At 54.1% G+C, this 17,217-nt stretch carries 17 protein-coding genes; 15 read left to right on the top strand and 2 right to left on the bottom strand.

Translation table 11 applies throughout. From position 1 onward, the window contains the following. The first annotated feature begins 47 nt into the window (after positions 1-47). From flhA to JYB84_RS11580, 13 genes are read left to right on the top strand one after another with little or no spacing between them, the layout of a single operon-like run. Positions 48-2,147, top strand: coding sequence for a flagellar biosynthesis protein FlhA (gene flhA / locus JYB84_RS11640; protein WP_207320239.1), 2,100 nt, complete (start codon positions 48-50; stop codon positions 2,145-2,147). Between the two features lie 10 nt (positions 2,148-2,157). Next, positions 2,158-3,540 carry a flagellar biosynthesis protein FlhF gene (gene flhF / locus JYB84_RS11635; protein ID WP_207320238.1) on the top strand — a complete coding sequence of 461 codons (1,383 nt, stop codon included), beginning with the start codon at positions 2,158-2,160 and terminating at the stop codon, positions 3,538-3,540. A gap of 4 nt (positions 3,541-3,544) precedes the next feature. Then, positions 3,545-4,426, top strand: coding sequence for a MinD/ParA family protein (locus tag JYB84_RS11630; protein ID WP_228289602.1), 882 nt, complete (start codon positions 3,545-3,547; stop codon positions 4,424-4,426). Beyond that, positions 4,419-5,138: an RNA polymerase sigma factor FliA gene (locus tag JYB84_RS11625; RefSeq protein ID WP_207320236.1), complete on the top strand. Its 720-nt coding sequence runs from the start codon at positions 4,419-4,421 to the stop codon at positions 5,136-5,138. Before JYB84_RS11630 ends, JYB84_RS11625 begins: the two co-directional genes overlap by 8 nt. A 43-nt stretch (positions 5,139-5,181) precedes the next feature. Continuing rightward, the gene (gene cheY / locus JYB84_RS11620) at positions 5,182-5,565 is read left to right on the top strand and encodes a chemotaxis response regulator CheY (protein ID WP_207320235.1); all 384 of its coding nucleotides are present in this window, start codon (positions 5,182-5,184) and stop codon (positions 5,563-5,565) included. Between the two features lie 13 nt (positions 5,566-5,578). Next, complete coding sequence (locus JYB84_RS11615) at positions 5,579-6,316, top strand: protein phosphatase CheZ (protein ID WP_207320234.1); 738 nt, start codon at positions 5,579-5,581, stop codon at positions 6,314-6,316. Between the two features lie 16 nt (positions 6,317-6,332). Continuing rightward, positions 6,333-8,522, top strand: coding sequence for a chemotaxis protein CheA (locus JYB84_RS11610; RefSeq protein WP_207320233.1), 2,190 nt, complete (start codon positions 6,333-6,335; stop codon positions 8,520-8,522). Positions 8,523-8,543: 21 nt separating this feature from the next. Next, positions 8,544-9,653 carry a protein-glutamate methylesterase/protein-glutamine glutaminase gene (locus tag JYB84_RS11605; RefSeq protein WP_207320232.1) on the top strand — a complete coding sequence of 370 codons (1,110 nt, stop codon included), beginning with the start codon at positions 8,544-8,546 and terminating at the stop codon, positions 9,651-9,653. Between the two features lie 58 nt (positions 9,654-9,711). Beyond that, a complete protein-coding gene (locus JYB84_RS11600) occupies positions 9,712-10,101 on the top strand; it encodes a membrane anchored protein in chemotaxis locus (protein ID WP_407696034.1) in 390 nt (129 codons plus the stop codon). Positions 10,102-10,133: 32 nt separating this feature from the next. After that, positions 10,134-10,925: a ParA family protein gene (locus tag JYB84_RS11595; RefSeq protein WP_207320230.1), complete on the top strand. Its 792-nt coding sequence runs from the start codon at positions 10,134-10,136 to the stop codon at positions 10,923-10,925. Then, positions 10,909-11,844 (top strand): chemotaxis protein CheW, encoded by a 936-nt coding sequence (locus tag JYB84_RS11590; RefSeq protein ID WP_207320229.1) that lies wholly within the window; start codon positions 10,909-10,911, stop codon positions 11,842-11,844. Before JYB84_RS11595 ends, JYB84_RS11590 begins: the two co-directional genes overlap by 17 nt. Positions 11,845-11,851: 7 nt before the next feature. Next, positions 11,852-12,346 carry a chemotaxis protein CheW gene (locus tag JYB84_RS11585; protein WP_207320228.1) on the top strand — a complete coding sequence of 165 codons (495 nt, stop codon included), beginning with the start codon at positions 11,852-11,854 and terminating at the stop codon, positions 12,344-12,346. Between the two features lie 56 nt (positions 12,347-12,402). Beyond that, on the top strand, positions 12,403-12,816 hold the full coding sequence (locus JYB84_RS11580; RefSeq protein ID WP_207320227.1) for a DUF2802 domain-containing protein: 414 nt from the start codon (positions 12,403-12,405) through the stop codon (positions 12,814-12,816). A gap of 5 nt (positions 12,817-12,821) precedes the next feature. Here JYB84_RS11580 and JYB84_RS11575 read toward each other — a convergent pair whose 3' ends face one another. Further along, the gene (locus JYB84_RS11575; protein WP_207320226.1) at positions 12,822-13,130 is read right to left on the bottom strand and encodes an EscU/YscU/HrcU family type III secretion system export apparatus switch protein; all 309 of its coding nucleotides are present in this window, start codon (positions 13,128-13,130) and stop codon (positions 12,822-12,824) included. A gap of 8 nt (positions 13,131-13,138) precedes the next feature. Next, positions 13,139-14,989 (bottom strand): hypothetical protein, encoded by a 1,851-nt coding sequence (locus JYB84_RS11570; RefSeq protein WP_207320225.1) that lies wholly within the window; start codon positions 14,987-14,989, stop codon positions 13,139-13,141. 212 nt (positions 14,990-15,201) lie between these two features. On the opposite strand from JYB84_RS11570, the gene JYB84_RS11565 reads away from it, so the two are divergent. Both JYB84_RS11565 and JYB84_RS11560 read left to right on the top strand, forming a co-directional pair. Continuing rightward, positions 15,202-15,969: an MlaA family lipoprotein gene (locus JYB84_RS11565; protein ID WP_207320224.1), complete on the top strand. Its 768-nt coding sequence runs from the start codon at positions 15,202-15,204 to the stop codon at positions 15,967-15,969. Between the two features lie 100 nt (positions 15,970-16,069). Then, positions 16,070-17,173, top strand: coding sequence for a response regulator (locus JYB84_RS11560; RefSeq protein ID WP_207320223.1), 1,104 nt, complete (start codon positions 16,070-16,072; stop codon positions 17,171-17,173). The last annotated feature ends 44 nt before the right edge of the window (positions 17,174-17,217 follow it).

Here is a 17,217-nt window from a genome sequence, read left to right as displayed (position 1 = left end):
TCTTTGCTTTATCCCTGCCACAGCGTCAAATTTCTGGTTGAATGTGAATGGATCTGTTAGCGACTCTCGGGCAAATCAAGCAGGTTAAACCCCAAAATATCAAGGGACTGGGAACTCCCGTCCTGGTGTTGGCCGCCCTGGCCATGATAGTGCTGCCGATCCCGGCATTCCTGCTCGATATTCTGTTTTCCTTCAATATCGCCTTGGCTCTGGTGGTTCTGCTGGTGGCCATTTACACCGACAGGCCACTGGATTTTGCAGCCTTCCCCACAGTGCTGCTGGTTGCGACCTTATTGCGTCTGGCGCTGAACGTGGCATCGACCCGGGTGGTTCTGCTCGAAGGTCATAACGGTGGTGACGCCGCCGGTAAGGTGATTGAAGCCTTCGGCTCAGTGGTAATCGGCGGCAACTATGCCGTGGGTTTGGTGGTGTTCCTGATCCTCATCATTATCAACTTCGCCGTAGTCACCAAGGGTGCCGGCCGTATTTCCGAAGTCAGCGCCCGCTTTACTCTGGATGCCATGCCTGGCAAGCAAATGGCCATCGATGCCGATCTCAACGCCGGTATCATCAACCAGGATCAAGCCCGTACCCGCCGCGCCGAAGTGACCCGTGAGGCAGACTTTTACGGCGCCATGGACGGTGCATCAAAGTTCGTAAAAGGCGATGCCATCGCCGGTATGATGATCCTGGCCATTAACATTCTCGGTGGCTTCGTCATTGGTATGGTGCAACATGGCCTGGACTTCTCCACCGCGGTGGAAATCTACACCCTGTTGACCATAGGTGACGGCCTGGTGGCCCAGATCCCCGGCTTGCTGCTCTCTATAGCCGCCGCGTTGATGGTGACACGTCAAAATGAGTCCGGTGACATGGGCCAGATGGTGATGAGCCAGATGTTTGACAGTCCCAAGTCGCTGGCCATCGCTGCCGGGGTGCTGTTTATCATGGGCATAGTGCCCGGCATGCCGCACCTGGCTTTCCTGACCTTTGCGCTGCTGACTGCCGCGGCGGCCTATATGGTCAACAAACGCAATGAAGTGAAAAAGCAGAAGGCATTGGAAAAGGCTTCTCAAGGTACAGTGGAAAAACTCGACCATGAACCCAAGGAGCTGGGCTGGGATGATGTGCGTCATGTTGACACTATCGGTCTGGAAGTGGGTTATCGCCTCATTCCCTTGGTGGACAAGGGGCAGGGCGGTGAACTGCTCGGTCGGATCAAGGGCGTACGCAAGAAGCTGTCTCAGGAGTTGGGCTTCCTGGTGCCGGCGGTTCATATTCGTGACAACCTGGACTTGTCACCCAATGCCTATCGGATTTCCCTGATGGGTGTGGTGGTCGGAGAGGCGGATGTCCGCCATGACTGCGAGCTGGCCATCAACCCTGGTCAGGTATTCGGCAAGCTTGATGGTATTGAAACCCGCGATCCGGCCTTTGGTTTGGAAGCGGTCTGGATTGCGCCCGAGCTGAGGGAGCACGCCCAGACGCTGGGATACACTGTGGTGGACGCCGCGACTGTGGTGGCAACCCATATCAGTCAGCTGTTGACCAATAATGCCGCCAAGCTGCTCGGTTACGAGGAAGTACAGCAATTGATGGATATGCTGGCCAAGCGCTCACCCAAGTTGGTTGACGGCTTTATTCCGGATGTGATGTCACTTGGCAATGTGGTTAAGGTGATGCAGAACCTGCTCAATGAAGGCGTATCGGTACGGGATCTGCGCACTATAGTTCAGACCTTGCTGGAATACGGCACCAAGAGCAATGATACCGAGGTGCTGACCGCAGCGGTGCGTATCGCCCTCAAGCGGATGATAGTGCAGGAAATCGCCGGTCCCGAGGCGGAAATCCCTGTCATAACATTGGCGCCAGAGTTGGAACAAATGTTGCATCAATCTATGCAGGCGACCGGGGGAGAGGGACCCAATATCGAACCCGGCCTGGCAGAGCGGATGCAGCAATCACTGGCTGATGCCGCCCAGAGACAGGAAATGGTAGGACAACCTGCCATTCTGCTGACCTCGGGGATGTTGCGCTCCACCCTGTCGAGATTCGTGAAATACACCATTCCAAACCTGAGGGTCATATCCTATCAGGAGGTGCCGGATGAGAAGCAAATCCGCATCGTGTCGGCGGTGGGTCAGTAGGGGATAAATAATGAAAATTAAACGTTTTTTTGCCAAAGATATGCGTGCGGCACTGGCTCAGGTAAAAGAGACTCTGGGTTCCGACGCGGTCATCATGTCCAATAAAAAGGTGACCGGTGGCATAGAAATTGTTGCTGCCGTAGACTACGACGATCCCAAGCCGGTTGCTGCCAAGCCTCAGTCTATTTCCCCTTTTGATGAAGTGGCCGACGACAGGGTCTCGCTCGGTGCCAAACCCACGGTCAAAACCAGCCGTCAAAAAGTTGCCGCAGCCCCCGCCGATTCCCTGCAGGCCCTGCTGGAAAAACAACAAAGCCGTATGCAGCAGCTGACCGGACAACAGGAAAGTGAGCTGGACATGCCTGCCTGGGCCCGCGGACTTGAAGCACCTGCGCCCAAATCGGCGCCCCAGCCTGCGACTTTTACACCGTCCCCCGATAAGCAGCGCACCCAGCAAAAGCCCAGCGCAGAGCTGGATGCCATGCGTGAGGAACTGAGTTCCCTGCGTAACTTGCTGACCCACCAGGTTGCCGCCCTGATGTCGGAGCAAAAGAAACGTAACAATCCGGTAGGGGCCATGCTGGAGAGCCGTTTGATTGACGCGGAGTTTTCCCCTGCCGTGGCAGCCAAGCTGGCAGCTCTGTCCGAGCATTACTCACCTGTGGAGCTGGTAAGAGCCTTGCCCCAGAGTCTGGCCAACATGTTGGACAACCAGGGCGATGACATAGTGCGTCGCGGTGGCGTGGTGGCTTTTGTCGGTCCGACCGGTGTCGGCAAGACCACTTCCATCGCCAAATTGGCGGCGCGATTCGCTGCACAACATGGCCCAGATCAAGTTGCGCTCATTACCACGGATCATTATCGCATTGGAGCCTTTGAGCAATTGGCAACTTATGGCAAAATAATGGGCTGTCCGGTAAAGCAAGCTCATGATCTCAATGAGTTGGAACAAATACTTTATCAGTTCAGGAATCGCAAGCTAGTATTGATAGATACGGCAGGAATGGGGCAAAGGGACATGCGTCTGGTGGAACAACTGGATAACTTGACCGCTAACCGAGCCTTGCCGATCCGCAGTTATCTGGTATTGTCAGCGACATCACAACGGCGGGTGTTGCAGGATGCAGTGGAACACTTCAAAAGGATCCCCCTTTCCGGGGCTGTGTTGACCAAGTTGGATGAAGCCTGTTCTTTGGCAGGCGCCCTGAGTGTGCTGATCCAAAGCGGATTGCAGTTGAGTTATGTGACTGATGGTCAAAGGGTTCCTGAAGATATGCAAGTGGCTGATACCCTGGCGCTGGCCAAACAAGCGCTGGCAGCCATGAATGACAATGAACACAGACCCGTGAAAGAAAAGAAATGGGCAGAACAACCGACCTATGCATTTGAGTAAAGCTATGACCCGGGATCAAGCAAGCGGTTTACGTATGATGAATCAACCATATAACGAAAAAGTCAAAGTAATCGCCGTCAGCGGTGGCAAGGGCGGGGTCGGTAAGACCAGCGTTTCCATCAATACGGCGGTTGCGCTTGCCGAGAAGGGCAAGCGGGTGTTGGTACTGGATGCCGACCTGGGTCTGGCCAACGTGGATGTCATGTTGGGCCTGAGGGCCGAAAAGAACCTGTCCCATGTGCTGTCCGGCGAGGCGGAGCTCGATGACATCATTCTCCGGGGACCCAAGGGCATTGGTATTATCCCGGCGACCTCGGGCGCCCAGGCCATGGTGGAGCTGACCCCGGCGCAGCACGCCGGTCTCATTCGCGCTTTCAGCGAAATGCGCACCCAGTTTGATGTGCTGATTGTGGATACCGCCGCCGGTATCTCCGACATGGTGCTGAGTTTTTCCCGCGCCGCTCAGGATGTGCTGGTGGTGGTGTGTGATGAACCCACGTCCATCACAGATGCATATGCCCTGATTAAGATCCTCAGCCGTGAGCACGGAGTATTCAGATTCAAGATAGTGGCCAACATGGTCCGTAGTCTGCGTGAAGGTATGGAACTGTTTGCCAAGCTGAGTAAGGTCACCGACAGGTTCCTGGACGTGGCGCTGGAGCTGGTGGCGACTATCCCCTTCGATGAAAACCTGCGAAAGTCAGTGCGCAAGCAAAAGCTGATTGTTGAGGCTTATCCGAAATCACCGGCGGCCATTGCCTACCATGGTCTGGCGAATAAGGTTATGAGTTGGCCTATTCCGCAACAACCGGGTGGTCACCTGGAGTTCTTTGTTGAACGTTTGGTGCAGCGTCCTGAGTACCAAGAGGATAGATCGAGTGAATAAAGCCGCGGCGTATACCGCTTTGGATAATAAAACATCCATCGTTGAACAGTACGCACCGCTGGTTAAAAGAATCGCGCACCACATGTTGGCCCGGTTGCCGGCTTCCGTACAGTTGGATGATTTGCTGCAGGCAGGCATGATAGGCCTGCTTGAGGCGTCGACTAAGTTTGACGGCAGCAAGGGTGCCAAGTTTGAAACATTTGCCGGGATAAGGATCCGCGGCGCCATGTTGGATGAAATCCGTCGTGGCGACTGGGTTCCCCGCTCGGTGCATCGCAATCAGCGGCGGGTCGCCCAGGTCATAGATGAGTTGGAGCAGGAACTCGGCCGTGATGCACGGGACACAGAAATCGCAGAAAGACTTGATATGACGCTGGATGAGTACCATCATATCTTGAGCGATGTTTCTGTAGGTAAAATCATAGGGATAGAAGATTTAGGCATCTCTCAGGACGTATTGGTTCCAGAGGGTGAGCAGTCTGATGGCATCTTTGATTCTTTGGCCGACAGCCAATTTCATGGTGCTTTGGTCGAGGCCATCAAACAATTGCCAGAGAGAGATGCATTGGTATTATCGCTTTATTATGATGAAGCGCTGAACTTAAAAGAAATTGGTGCCATTCTTGATGTCAGTGAGTCCAGGGTGAGTCAAATACACAGCCAAGCTATGCTGCGACTCAAGGGCAAACTCAAGCATTGGACACACGTATAATTACTAATTGAGCATTTAGAGTGTCAGCTCACCGGAGGAAACCTTGGACAAGAATATGAAGATTCTCATTGTTGACGATTTTTCGACGATGAGGCGTATCATCAAGAACTTGTTGCGAGACCTGGGGTTCAACAATACCCAGGAGGCAGATGATGGCTCCACAGCGTTGCCCATGCTGCAAAAAGGCGATTTTGACTTCGTGGTCACGGATTGGAACATGCCCGGCATGCAGGGTATTGACCTGCTGAAGGCCATTCGCGCCGACGAAAACCTGAAGAATATCCCAGTGTTGATGGTAACTGCCGAAGCCAAGCGAGAGCAGATCATTGCCGCGGCACAGGCCGGGGTAAACGGCTATGTAGTTAAGCCATTTACCGCTGCCACCCTGAAAGAAAAGCTGGACAAGATATTCGAGCGCCTCAGTTAAGCAAGGACGGGCTATGCAGCTAAACACTTCAGGGCTCATCAGTCTCGAACAGGCGCAAATGCTTGTCGAACTCTTGTCCGCCGGTGAGCAGGATCAGGCCGATGCGCTGTTCCGTGATTTTGCCATGCCGTTGCAGCGTGAGTTGTTTGATGAAGTCGGAAAACTCACCCGCCAGCTTCACAGTGCCTTGATGGACTTTCAGGTTGATAACAGATTGTTGGAGTTGGCCAATACCGAAATTCCGGATGCCAAGGAAAGACTCAATTACGTTATCGATATGACGGAACAGGCGGCCAATAAGACCATGGACGCCGTTGAAGAATGTCTGCCGCTGGCCGATGCATTGATAAACAATATTCAGACTGTGACTCCTGCATGGGACAGACTGATGCGCCGTGATATAGAGTTGAATGAATTCAAAGCGCTTTGTCACGATGTACAGCAGTTGATGGTCCGCAGCGAGAACGATTCAAACCGCCTGCGAGAACTCTTGAATCAGATTCTGATGGCGCAGGATTTCCAGGATCTTACCGGGCAAATGATCCGTCGGGTAATAGAGTTGGTTCGGGAGGTGGAGAGCAGTCTGGTCTCCATGTTGACCGTGTTTGGTGAACATACTCCCCAGGAAACCACCGAGCCCCCAAAAAGCAGCATAGAAGCCGAAGGCCCCATCATGAACGCGGAGGCGCGTCAGGATGTGGTAACGGGCCAGGATGAAGTCGACGACTTACTTTCAAGCCTGGGTTTCTGATTAAGGAGTCAGTTTAATGGCATTTGACGTAGATGAAGAGATCCTGCAGGACTTTTTGATCGAAGCCGGTGAAATTTTAGAGCTGCTGCAGGAACAATTGGTAGCGCTGGAAAATAACCCCGGTGACACGGATCTGCTTAACGCGATTTTCCGTGGTTTCCACACAGTGAAAGGGGGGGCGGGCTTCCTGGGATTGGCTCCCATGGTTGACGTCTGCCACGAATCGGAAAACACCTTTGACCTGCTGCGTACCGGCAAGCGTCATGTCACCGCCGAATTGATGGATATTATTCTCCAGGCGGTCGATGCCATTAATACCATGTTTGCTCAAACCCAGGCCGGTCAGGAGCAAGACCCTGCCTCTCCTGAGTTGCTGGCCAAGCTTAAACTCCTGTCTTCAGGGGCGCCGCTTCCCTCCGAAGGTGGTGCGGCTGCACCCGCGCCTGAACCAGAGCCTGAACCTGAACCAGAACCCATTCCTGAACCCGTAGTGGCTGCGCCTGCTTCCAAAAACACCAGTGGCGGCGAATCCAGCATTGATGAAATTAACGAGGCTGAATTTGAGGCCTTGCTTGATGCACTCCACGGTTCAGGCAAGGGACCCGGCGTCAAGACTGGCGTCCCACAGGATGTAGCAGGCAAAGCTGCCGCCGCGAAACCCACTTCAGCACCGTCAGGTGACGATATTACCGATGATGAGTTTGAGGCCTTGCTCGATGAGCTCCATGGTGCCGGCAAATTCAAGAGCGCGGCCAAGGGTGAAGTGGCCAAAGTGGAAGTCAGTGCTGCCGACAAGGTCGATGCCGACGAGATTACCGATGAAGAATTTGAACGCCTGCTGGATGAATTGCATGGCAAGGGCACCGGGCCCGGCAAATCTGCCGCAGAGCCAGCTGCACCAAAGCCATCAGCGCCCAAGCAAGTAGCTGCGGTTACACCTGCAGCGCCTCAGCCCCAGATGGCTAAGGCTGCCGCAGTGCCCGAAGCACCGGCAGCCCAGGCAAAAGCTGCAGCGACCAACGTGCCCCAGGGTGAAACCACAGTGCGGGTGGATACCGCCCGTCTCGACCAGATCATGAACATGGTGGGTGAGCTGGTACTGGTGCGCAATCGACTCGTGAGTCTAGGTGTTACCCGTGAAGACGAGGAAATGTCCAAGGCGCTGGCAAACCTGGATTTGGTGACTGCCGATCTGCAGGGTGCGGTGATGAAAACCCGCATGCAGCCCATCAAGAAAGTCTTTGGTCGTTTCCCTCGGGTGGTCCGTGACCTTGCCCGCAGTCTGAACAAGGAAATCGACCTGATTTTGGTGGGTGAAGAGACTGATCTGGATAAAAACCTGGTGGAGGCCCTGGCCGATCCCTTGGTGCACCTGGTACGAAACTCGGTGGACCATGGCATTGAGATGCCCATCGAACGCGAAGCCGCAGGTAAACGACGCACAGGTACCATTACACTGTCTGCCAGTCAGGAAGGCGATCATATACTGCTGAAGATAGAAGATGACGGCGCCGGTATGGATCCCGAGAAGCTCAAGCAAATCGCCATCAAGCGCGGCGTGCTTGACGAGGATGCCGCTGCGCGGATGTCTGATAATGATGCTTACAATCTGATTTTTGCGCCGGGATTCTCCACCAAAACCGAAATTTCCGATATTTCCGGTCGTGGGGTGGGGATGGACGTGGTGAAAACCCGTATCACCCAGCTCAACGGTACTGTGCACATAGATTCCATGAAGGGCAAGGGTACTTGTCTGGAAATCAAAGTGCCCCTGACCCTGGCGATTATGCCAACCCTGATGGTGGAAGTGGCCAAGCAAGTGTTTGCCCTGCCGCTGTCCAGCGTCAATGAAATATTCCATCTGGATCTGACCAAAACCAACATAGTCGACGGCCAGCTGACGGTCATAGTGCGCGACAAGGCCGTGCCCTTGTTCTACCTGGAGCATTGGTTGCGGCGAAACAAAACCACCTTCAAACACGGTGACAAGAAGCACGGCCATGTGGTGATAGTGCAGCTGGGCACCATGCAGATAGGTTTTGTGGTGGATGCACTTATCGGTCAGGAAGAAGTGGTTATCAAGCCTCTGGGTGCCTTGTTGCACGGCACTCCCGGTATGGCCGGCGCGACTATCACCTCCGATGGTGGTATCGCTCTGATCCTCGATGTGCCAGGGCTGCTCAAGCACTATGCCCGCAAGAAGTAATGCAGTAATACGGGTACCCCAATGACAATTAAAGTACTGGTGGTTGACGATTCAAGCTTTTTCCGCAGACGGGTAAGCGAGATAGTCAACCAGGATCCTGAGCTGGAAGTGATCGGCGCCGCCGTTAATGGTGCCGAGGCAGTTAAAATGGCTCAGGAACTCCAGCCTCAAGTGATCACCATGGACATAGAGATGCCGGTCATGGACGGCATCACAGCCGTGCGTGAAATCATGGCCAAGGTGCCGACTCCGATTTTGATGTTTTCGTCCCTGACCCACGACGGCGCCAAGGCGACGCTGGATGCACTGGATGCGGGGGCGCTGGATTTTTTACCCAAGCGTTTCGAAGACATTGCTACCAATAAAGACGAAGCCATCAAGCTGTTACAGCAAAGGGTCAAGGCGCTGGGAAGACGCAGGGTTTATCGCCCTGTATCCAGACCTGCTGTGGCCGTCCCAGAGCCCACACGGCCAGCACTGGGCACTCGTCCGCCACTGTCGCAATCTTTTCCGCGGACAGCCTCGCCAAGTGCGCCGATCCGTGCCAGTGGAAAGAGCTATAAGCTGCTGGCCATTGGCACCTCTACCGGCGGTCCTGTGGCGCTGCAGAAGGTATTAACCCAGTTTCCGGCCAATTATCCTCATCCTATTTTGCTTATCCAGCATATGCCGGCAGCCTTCACTCCCGCCTTTGCGAGCCGGCTGAATGGTCTTTGCCGCATTTCGGTAAAAGAGGCCGCCAATGGCGATGTGTTACAGCCCGGCTGTGCCTATCTGGCACCGGGTGGAATGCAGATGATGGTGGAAAAAGCCGGCGCCACGGGGCGGATCAAGATAGTGGCCGGCAGTGCCGACATGAATTACAAGCCCTGTGTGGATATCACCTTTGCCTCGGCATCCAAGGCCTACGGCGGCGATGTCTTGGCTGTGGTGCTGACCGGCATGGGCGCAGATGGTCGAGAGGGCGCCCGCATGCTCAAGAGCGCCGGTGCGACCATTTGGGCTCAGGACGAGGCCAGCTGTGTTGTCTATGGCATGCCTCAGGCCGTGGCTGCAGCCGGTATTGCCACTCAGTCCATTGCCCTTGAAAGCATGGCCGATGCCATACTCAAAGAGTCGGGCCGTGTCTGAAAAGCAAACAGTGGGAAGACTGTGGCTGTTTTTGCTCGGTCTTGCCCTGGTGGCAGTCCTGGCGCTGTATCTGGATGTACAGCGCAAAAATCGTGTCTTGCAACAGGAAATACAGAGGTTGCAAAACAGCCAGGTGCTGCTGATGGTGCCCGATGCGCAGGCCGAGGCCATTGCCGAATGGCTGAGTCGGCATCCTGACGCTACCGATGTCATTATCCGCGATGCCCGTAAGCAGCAACAGCAAGATCCTGCCGCTGGGACTTCATCGCAACCCCAAGAACAATTACCCTTGTCGCCGTTGAAACCGGTCAGCGACTTGCCTCATACTGATGAGCCTGACGCCCCCTCATTGCAACCTGTGGTTGTCTCCGAGAGTGCCGATGGGGTGAAGGTGATCAATCTGCCCCATGGCGGGATCAGGGTCACCACCAGAGAAGAAAAACACTGATAATAAATGCGCGCATTTCGGGGGCCTGAGTCTTGAAAGTCTGGACCATCGCGAATCAAAAGGGTGGGGTCGGAAAGACCACCACAGTTGCCAGCCTGGCCGGAACCCTGGCCAAAAGGGGCAAGCGGGTATTGATGATTGATACCGATCCCCATGCTTCTCTGGGTTATTACCTGGGCATAGACTCGGAAGAGGTGCCCGGCTCGCTCTACGACGTATTTCTTGCGCACAAGCACCTGACACGGGAGCTGGTGCGGCAACACACAGTACCTACCCTGGTTGAAAATCTTGAGCTTTTGCCCGCCACCATGGCATTGGCGACCCTGGACAGGGCGCTTGGCCACCAGGAGGGCATGGGATTGGTGCTGCGCAACCTGCTGCAATTGGTTGATGATGATTATGATGTGGCCCTGATTGACTGTCCGCCCGTGTTGGGGGTGCTGATGGTCAATGCCCTGGCGGCGAGCCAGCACATAGTGATCCCGGTGCAAACTGAATTTTTGGCTATTAAAGGTCTCGACCGGATGATCAAGACCATGGAGCTGATGGGACGCTCGAAACAGACCCGTTACAGTTATACCGTGGTGCCGACCATGTACGACAGGCGCACCAAGGCCTCTCCGGCGGCACTGCAACAATTGGCAGAGGACTATGGGGATACCCTGTGGCCCGATGTGGTGCCGGTGGACACCAAGTTTCGCGATGCCAGCCTGGCACATCTACCTGCGTCACACTACGCTGCCCACAGCCGCGGTGTGAAGGCCTATGAGCGTTTGCTGGATTTTCTGATGGCCGGAGAGTTTGACCATGTCAAAATCGGTTGACGATACCGTAATCGATTATTTCCGGATACTGCTGGCGGAAACCGAGCCGTCACAGTCAACAGAGCCAGCATTAGCATCTTCACTGGACGTTTTGACGCGCGCTGCCGAAGTACCGCTGGCGAGACAGGCCGCAATAGTCGCTGCAGCCCCACAAGCGGCCGTTCAACAGCAGGAGCCTGCGCCGGTGACAGCCGGAGTCGCCGCGAAAGCGGTACCTGCGGATGTGCTGCAAAAACAAACCCTGGAAAAATTGCTGGCCCCTGTGCTGCAGCAGGTAAAAGTTGACGCAGCGCCTGCGCCACAGCTTGAAGTCGCAGTTGCTGCTCAAACTGAGGTCACCACTCAAGCGGTTGAGGCTCAGGTTGTGCCGCAGCGCCTTGAGCCCGAGATGGTGCCCGAGGTTATTCCCGAGACGCAAACCGGCAGCGAACCGCCAAGCCTGACCTATGACCTGCAGCAACAATTGGATGAAGAGTTTCAGGTACTCTTTTTTAAGGTTGCAGGTTTGACACTGGCGGTACCCCTGGTCAGCCTGGGTGGCATAGTTAAGGTTGAGCGTATCAATCAGATCTTCGGACGTCCGGATTGGTTCCTGGGAGTGCAAACCCACAGGGAGTCACAGCTGAATCTGGTGGACACTTGCGCCTGGGTCATGCCAGAAAAATACGATGAAGAGCTGGCGCAAACCGTAAATTATCAATATCTTGTACTATTGGAAGACAGTAATTGGGGCCTCGCCTGTGAATCACTGGTCAATTCAGTGAGAATAAAGCAATCCGAGGTCAATTGGCGCAGCAAGGCAGGAAAGCGGCCCTGGCTTGCCGGCGTGGTGAAAGAACAAATGTGTGGCATCTTGAATGTGCAGGCACTGGTCGAGATGCTCAACGCGGGATTAGGTTGTCAGGATCCTATTAACTGAGGTAGATATGGCAGATTCAAGAAACGTTGCGGCCGTTGCGGCCGGTAAAGACGATGCAGTATTGCAGTGGGTCACCTTCAGGCTCGATAACGAGACCTATGGCATCAACGTGATGCAGGTGCAGGAAGTGCTGCGTTACACCGAGATCGCTCCCGTGCCAGGTGCACCCCACTATGTGTTGGGTATCATCAACCTGCGTGGCAACGTGGTGACAGTCATAGATACCCGCTCTCGTTTTGGCCTGGCGCCGGCCGAAGTGGATGACTCTACCCGGATAGTGATTATTGAGGCCGAAAAGCAGGTGATTGGTATTTTGGTCGACAGTGTGGCGGAAGTGGTCTATCTGCGTCGCTCCGAAATCGACAACGCTCCCAATGTCGGCACCGAGGAAAGCGCCAAGTTTATTCAGGGCGTCAGCAACAGGGACAACGAGTTGTTGATCCTGGTGGATCTGGATAAATTGCTGTCAGATGAAGAGTGGGCCGAATTGGCTCAGATCTGACACTGAAGTCTTTGACCGGTGCCAGACCGGTCAATTTCTATGAATACAGGTGATAGATGGAAGGCAATGAATTATTGATCGCGGCCCTGGTCTATGTGATCGCCTGTCTTGGCTTGGTGTTGTACCTGCAAAAGCAATTGAATAAATTGCGTTCCAAGGTGGATGCCATGACCTTGCTGGTTAAGGACAGTGACAAGCAAAGGGATGCGGTCAAGCAGGAGCTGCATGAGCTTCGCAGTGGCACCATAGGCGTGGGCAGAAGGGTGCTGGAGCTGGAAAAGCGCCTGGCACAGCAGGCTGCCAAACTGGATGAATCCCGTGAGCAGGATCCCCAGGCTCGACTCTATACCCGGGCAATGAAAATGGTGTCTCTGGGGGCCGGCATCGAAGAACTGATGGCGGAGTGTGAACTGCCCAGAGCCGAGGCAGAATTGCTCATTCGCCTCCATGGCAGGCAGTCGGCGGGCTGAGGCGTTCAGGCCTCGGCGATAATTTTCTTGTGCAGGTTATTCCACTGTTCTGGAAACTTACCATCCAGCATATAAACAAAGGCCAGCAATTCTGCGATGAGCAAATATAGCTCCTTGGGGATGGCCTCTCCCAACTCCAACATATTGAGAAAGTTTGCCAGATGCGGATCCTCGTGTATGTGGATCCCATTGGCTTTGGCCAGGGCAATGATTTCTTCTGCCAGCAAATCCTGACCCTTGGCCGTAACCGTTGGGGTATTCTTGCCATCATAGCTGAGCGCAACCGCTGTTTTTCTCTCTGGGGTGTCCGTCATATGGGCTCCTAAGCTCTGGTGTGTACCAGATAATGGTCACCGGGCAGCAGGGTTGCCGGTATGGGGGCAGCTTTGGTGGTCAGCTTGTCCGGCTTCATTCCCAATTCATTGAGCTTGGTCGCCAGCGGCGGCAGGAAATTCTCTATCCTGTGTAGCAGGGATTCGGAAGAAGATTCAAAATGCAGGTTCAGACCTGTGTCGGTTTTCTGGGCCTTGATCAGCAAGGGCCCCTGGGTCAGCACAAACTTGAGTTGTAACTTCCAGCCTCCCCGGCCGAGCCCCCCTTCCTCTTCCTGCTCACGTTCAAAATAGCCTTCCATTTGCTCATTGCGCTGGCCCATCTGATAGGGCAAAGCGAAAAACCAGTGTACCGGTGTGGCGGGATTATCCAGACTGGCCTGCTGATATTGAGCCATTGATTGCCCCAACTGCACCAGGGATTCAAGGCTCTTGTGGCGCTCCAGCAGCGCCAGCAGCGGTTGGCTCAGGCCTGTTTGCTGCTGCAAAGAGCCAAGATACTCTTTCATGGTTGGGCTGAGTGGCTGCTTTTGTGTATCGGCTTTTACGCCGAGCAGTAATTGGAACAATATACTCAGGGGATTATTGCCTTGCAGCTGAGGTGCGGCAAATTGGGCCAGGTTTACCGTTGCGCCCTGTTTAAGGGTATCGGCCAGCAGTTGTGGCTGGGTAAGACTGGAAAGGGGCAGGGGGGCCAGCTCGGGAAGTAATCTTAGCACTTCGCTGGCGATGTTCTCATTGGTTGAGCGGGCCAATTGCACCAATGGCAGCGCCCCTGTGCGTGATAACACCTTGGACAATATTGCCTGAGGTGGTGGTGTATCAGGTGTCAGTCCTTTGCCTGTGCTCTTTTCTGCCGGCTCCTTGCCTGAGGTGAGTGTGGTGCCCTCGGGTGCTGTTTGCAGCAATTTTTCGCCGGCCTGTAATGTGCTGCCCTGGTTTCCTGAAACCGGGGTTTGGGCTTTGTCAGGTGCGGCAGGAGCACCTTGTGGGACATCAAGTCTTAAATTGGTCGCCTGGGTTTTCGCTGCTGTTGCCAACGCTGCCTGGTCTTTGCCGCCTTCGCTCACCTGTGATGATTGCTGGATTTCCTGCTGCTGGGGTTGCTGCAAGATTTGTTGCTGCAACGCTTGCTGCGCCGCTTTTACCTGAGGCGGTAATGGCTGTTGTTCCAGGTTTTTAAACAACTGATTGAGGATACCGGCAGCTTCCGGCTTGGTGATGATAATTTTGGCCTCGGGAGGCTGGGGAGCTAGCTCGGTTTGCGTCTTGATACCGGGCTCGGGGGCTGCTTTGAGCAGGGGAGCGGCGTTAACCTGCACTATGTCCAGGATTTGCACCAACCTTAACATTAACTGACGCCCCTGTTGCACCACAGCGACCTGATAATGCCCATCCCCCTGGCGTGCGGCCTGGGCGGAGTGGATACTTACTCCATTGTCGAAACTGATCTGACCGCCTTTGATTGTGGCGTTTGGTAAGGGATAGCCCTGTGGCCTGGATGCAAGGTTGACCAGTTGCTCGAAGGCAATTCCCTGTTGGCGTGACATTTCCACCAAGGCGCTCGGCAAGGGGAGCAGTCGAGTTTGCCCCAGTAATGCCAGCGCCACTCTGTCCGGCAAGCTGGTTAGCTTGCTGTCTTCAGCCAGAGGCAAGGCAAAGGCCTGGGCCTGAAGCAATAGCCTGGGATGAAACCTGTCCGGCAGAGTGAGTGTATACTGACGGTTATCGACCGTCAGGACTATACCGTCTGCGCCCAGGGTGACGGAAACAGGGACCTGTTTTGTTGCTGCAGCGGCACTGCCTGTCTGCAGGCTGCCCAAAGGTTCCATCGGAGTCATCTTTACATCCGGCGTCAATAGGGCCGACACCACAGCCAAAGAGTTATGATTTATCACAATTTACCGGTTGACCTTATTGTCCGGGCCGCTATCCTTAGCGCTCTGTGCGGGTAGACAAAATATTGACCCATACCGGTTTATCGACACCTGCACCTGGTTACTTTAACCCGATTCCAAAACGGCTGGCAGTACTTTTAGTCAAAGAGAGCGTTATGAAATTCAAATGGATGATGTTATGCGTGGGCATTCTGACCGCCACCAATGTGGTGGCCGAAGACGCAAAGGAAAGCGACGCCCAGGGAATCAAAGTTGAGTATGTAGATCCGCGCGACCCGTTCGAGGGCTTTAACCGTGCCATGTGGGATCTCAACTACAACGTGCTTGACCGACATATTTATCGCCCCATAGCCCATGGTTATAAGGATTATGTGCCTTTGCCGATCAAGAGTGGCCTGAATAACCTGGTGCTTAACCTGGAAGAACCCAGCTCGCTGGTCAACAACACCCTCCAGGGTAAGTGGGGCTGGGCTGCCAATGCCGGTGGTCGCTTCACCATCAACTCCACCATTGGTTTGCTGGGAATTTTTGATGTGGCGGACATGATGGGCATGTCACGTAAACAGGATGATTTCAATGAAGTTCTGGGTTACTACGGCGTACCCAATGGCCCATTTTTCATGGCGCCATTTTTTGGTCCCTACGTTACCCGTGAACTCGCATCCGATTGGGTGGATGGACTATACTTCCCATTGTCAGAGTTGACCATGTGGCAGTCAGTGGTTAAGTGGGGACTTAAAAGCCTGCACGCCCGTGCCGCAGCGATAGATCAGGAAAGGTTACTCGACAATGCGCTTGATCCATACACTTTCGTCAAGGACGCTTATATCCAGCATGTGGATTACAAAGTGTATGATGGCAACGTTCCGTCAAATCAGGATGATGATGAGTTGCTGGATGAATATATGCAGGAGCTTGAATAGCACATTCCAAGGTCATTTTTCCTTATCCCGGTATGGTGGTCAGAGCGAAAAATAACAGCCAACCGGTGGCAGTGCTGTGAGTTCCTTTTAAGGGGTAGTTATGGCGCTGAATGATGTCTCTGTATTACTGGTTGAGGACGATCCTGTCTTTCGCAAGATAGTGGCTTCCTTCCTCGACAGCCGAGGGGCTCTGGTCATAGAAGCGGATGACGGCGAAAAAGGTCTGGCCCGCTTTCGGCAACAATCTTTCGATATTGTTCTGGCTGACCTCAGCATGCCCAATCTGGGTGGATTGGACATGCTGCGGGAAATGTACCGTCTCGATCCCTCTCTGCCTTCCATTGTGATTTCCGGTAATAACGTCATGGCCGATGTGGTAGAAGCGCTGCGAATAGGTGCTTCCGACTTTTTGGTTAAACCGGTGTCCGATCTCTACACGATAGAACAGTCCATCAAGCAAAGTCTGGTTGGCAAGACCGAGCAGGTGAAGGAATTCGCCGAATTGGATGAGCTGTCACGGATGGAACTGGATGAACACTTGCGCTTACTGGAACAAAGCACCGAGGCTGCAAGGCATTTGCAACATCAGTTGTTCCCTGCATCAAGCGTGGTTTATCCCCAGGCCCAAATAGATTACAGCCTGTATCGTCGCGACAACATCAGCGCTTATTTTATCGATTCCACCATGGCCGACAGTGAGCACCTGCTGCTTTATATGGCGCATTTTCATCCCGAGAATAACAGCGCCGCATTTGCCGGCGTAATGCTACGCAGCTTCGTGAACCAAAAGCTAAAAGCGATGCGCAATGGTTTGGGTACCATGGTGCTCGAGCCCTTCAATATGCTGTGCTATTTGAATGAAAGGGTGGTTAAGTCAGGCCTGGATATCACAGTCGACATCATTTACATAGTGGTTGAACTCAAGCATTATCGGGCCGCGATTGCCCAGGCGGGGCATGGCCTGCGCTGTTATCTTCGCAACGAAAAAGGGCTCAGTCCTTTGGCATTGCCGGATGCCTTGCAACTTGGCGTTCTGGATTGGGGCAAGCCCAGTACCCAGTTCCGTACTTTGCTGCCGGGTGAAAAGCTGTGTATCTCCACAAGTGAACCTGAGCACAAATCTATGCTGCTGCAAGACCGCTTTGATGGATTGGCATTTGAACCGGATCTCGCCAGCGGTGGCTATGTACAGGTCAGTTTCTAATGCCAGTTGCAGATAATAAAAAACGCCTCAATTGAGGCGTTTTT

The organism is Shewanella cyperi, assembly GCF_017354985.1.
In the GTDB taxonomy this organism is placed as follows: domain Bacteria; phylum Pseudomonadota; class Gammaproteobacteria; order Enterobacterales; family Shewanellaceae; genus Shewanella; species Shewanella cyperi.
This window is presented reverse-complemented; position numbering and strand designations above follow the sequence as displayed.

Coding starts and splice junctions, on each gene's coding strand:
- flhA (WP_207320239.1), top strand. CDS start 48: ATGGATCTGTTAGCGACTCTCGGGCAAATCAAGCAGGTTAAACCCCAA.
- flhF (WP_207320238.1), top strand. CDS start 2,158: ATGAAAATTAAACGTTTTTTTGCCAAAGATATGCGTGCGGCACTGGCT.
- JYB84_RS11630 (WP_228289602.1), top strand. CDS start 3,545: ATGACCCGGGATCAAGCAAGCGGTTTACGTATGATGAATCAACCATAT.
- JYB84_RS11615 (WP_207320234.1), top strand. CDS start 5,579: ATGCAGCTAAACACTTCAGGGCTCATCAGTCTCGAACAGGCGCAAATG.
- JYB84_RS11610 (WP_207320233.1), top strand. CDS start 6,333: ATGGCATTTGACGTAGATGAAGAGATCCTGCAGGACTTTTTGATCGAA.
- JYB84_RS11605 (WP_207320232.1), top strand. CDS start 8,544: ATGACAATTAAAGTACTGGTGGTTGACGATTCAAGCTTTTTCCGCAGA.
- JYB84_RS11590 (WP_207320229.1), top strand. CDS start 10,909: ATGTCAAAATCGGTTGACGATACCGTAATCGATTATTTCCGGATACTG.
- JYB84_RS11585 (WP_207320228.1), top strand. CDS start 11,852: ATGGCAGATTCAAGAAACGTTGCGGCCGTTGCGGCCGGTAAAGACGAT.
- JYB84_RS11580 (WP_207320227.1), top strand. CDS start 12,403: ATGGAAGGCAATGAATTATTGATCGCGGCCCTGGTCTATGTGATCGCC.
- JYB84_RS11575 (WP_207320226.1), bottom strand. CDS start 13,130: ATGACGGACACCCCAGAGAGAAAAACAGCGGTTGCGCTCAGCTATGAT.
- JYB84_RS11570 (WP_207320225.1), bottom strand. CDS start 14,989: ATGACTCCGATGGAACCTTTGGGCAGCCTGCAGACAGGCAGTGCCGCT.
- JYB84_RS11565 (WP_207320224.1), top strand. CDS start 15,202: ATGAAATTCAAATGGATGATGTTATGCGTGGGCATTCTGACCGCCACC.
- JYB84_RS11560 (WP_207320223.1), top strand. CDS start 16,070: ATGGCGCTGAATGATGTCTCTGTATTACTGGTTGAGGACGATCCTGTC.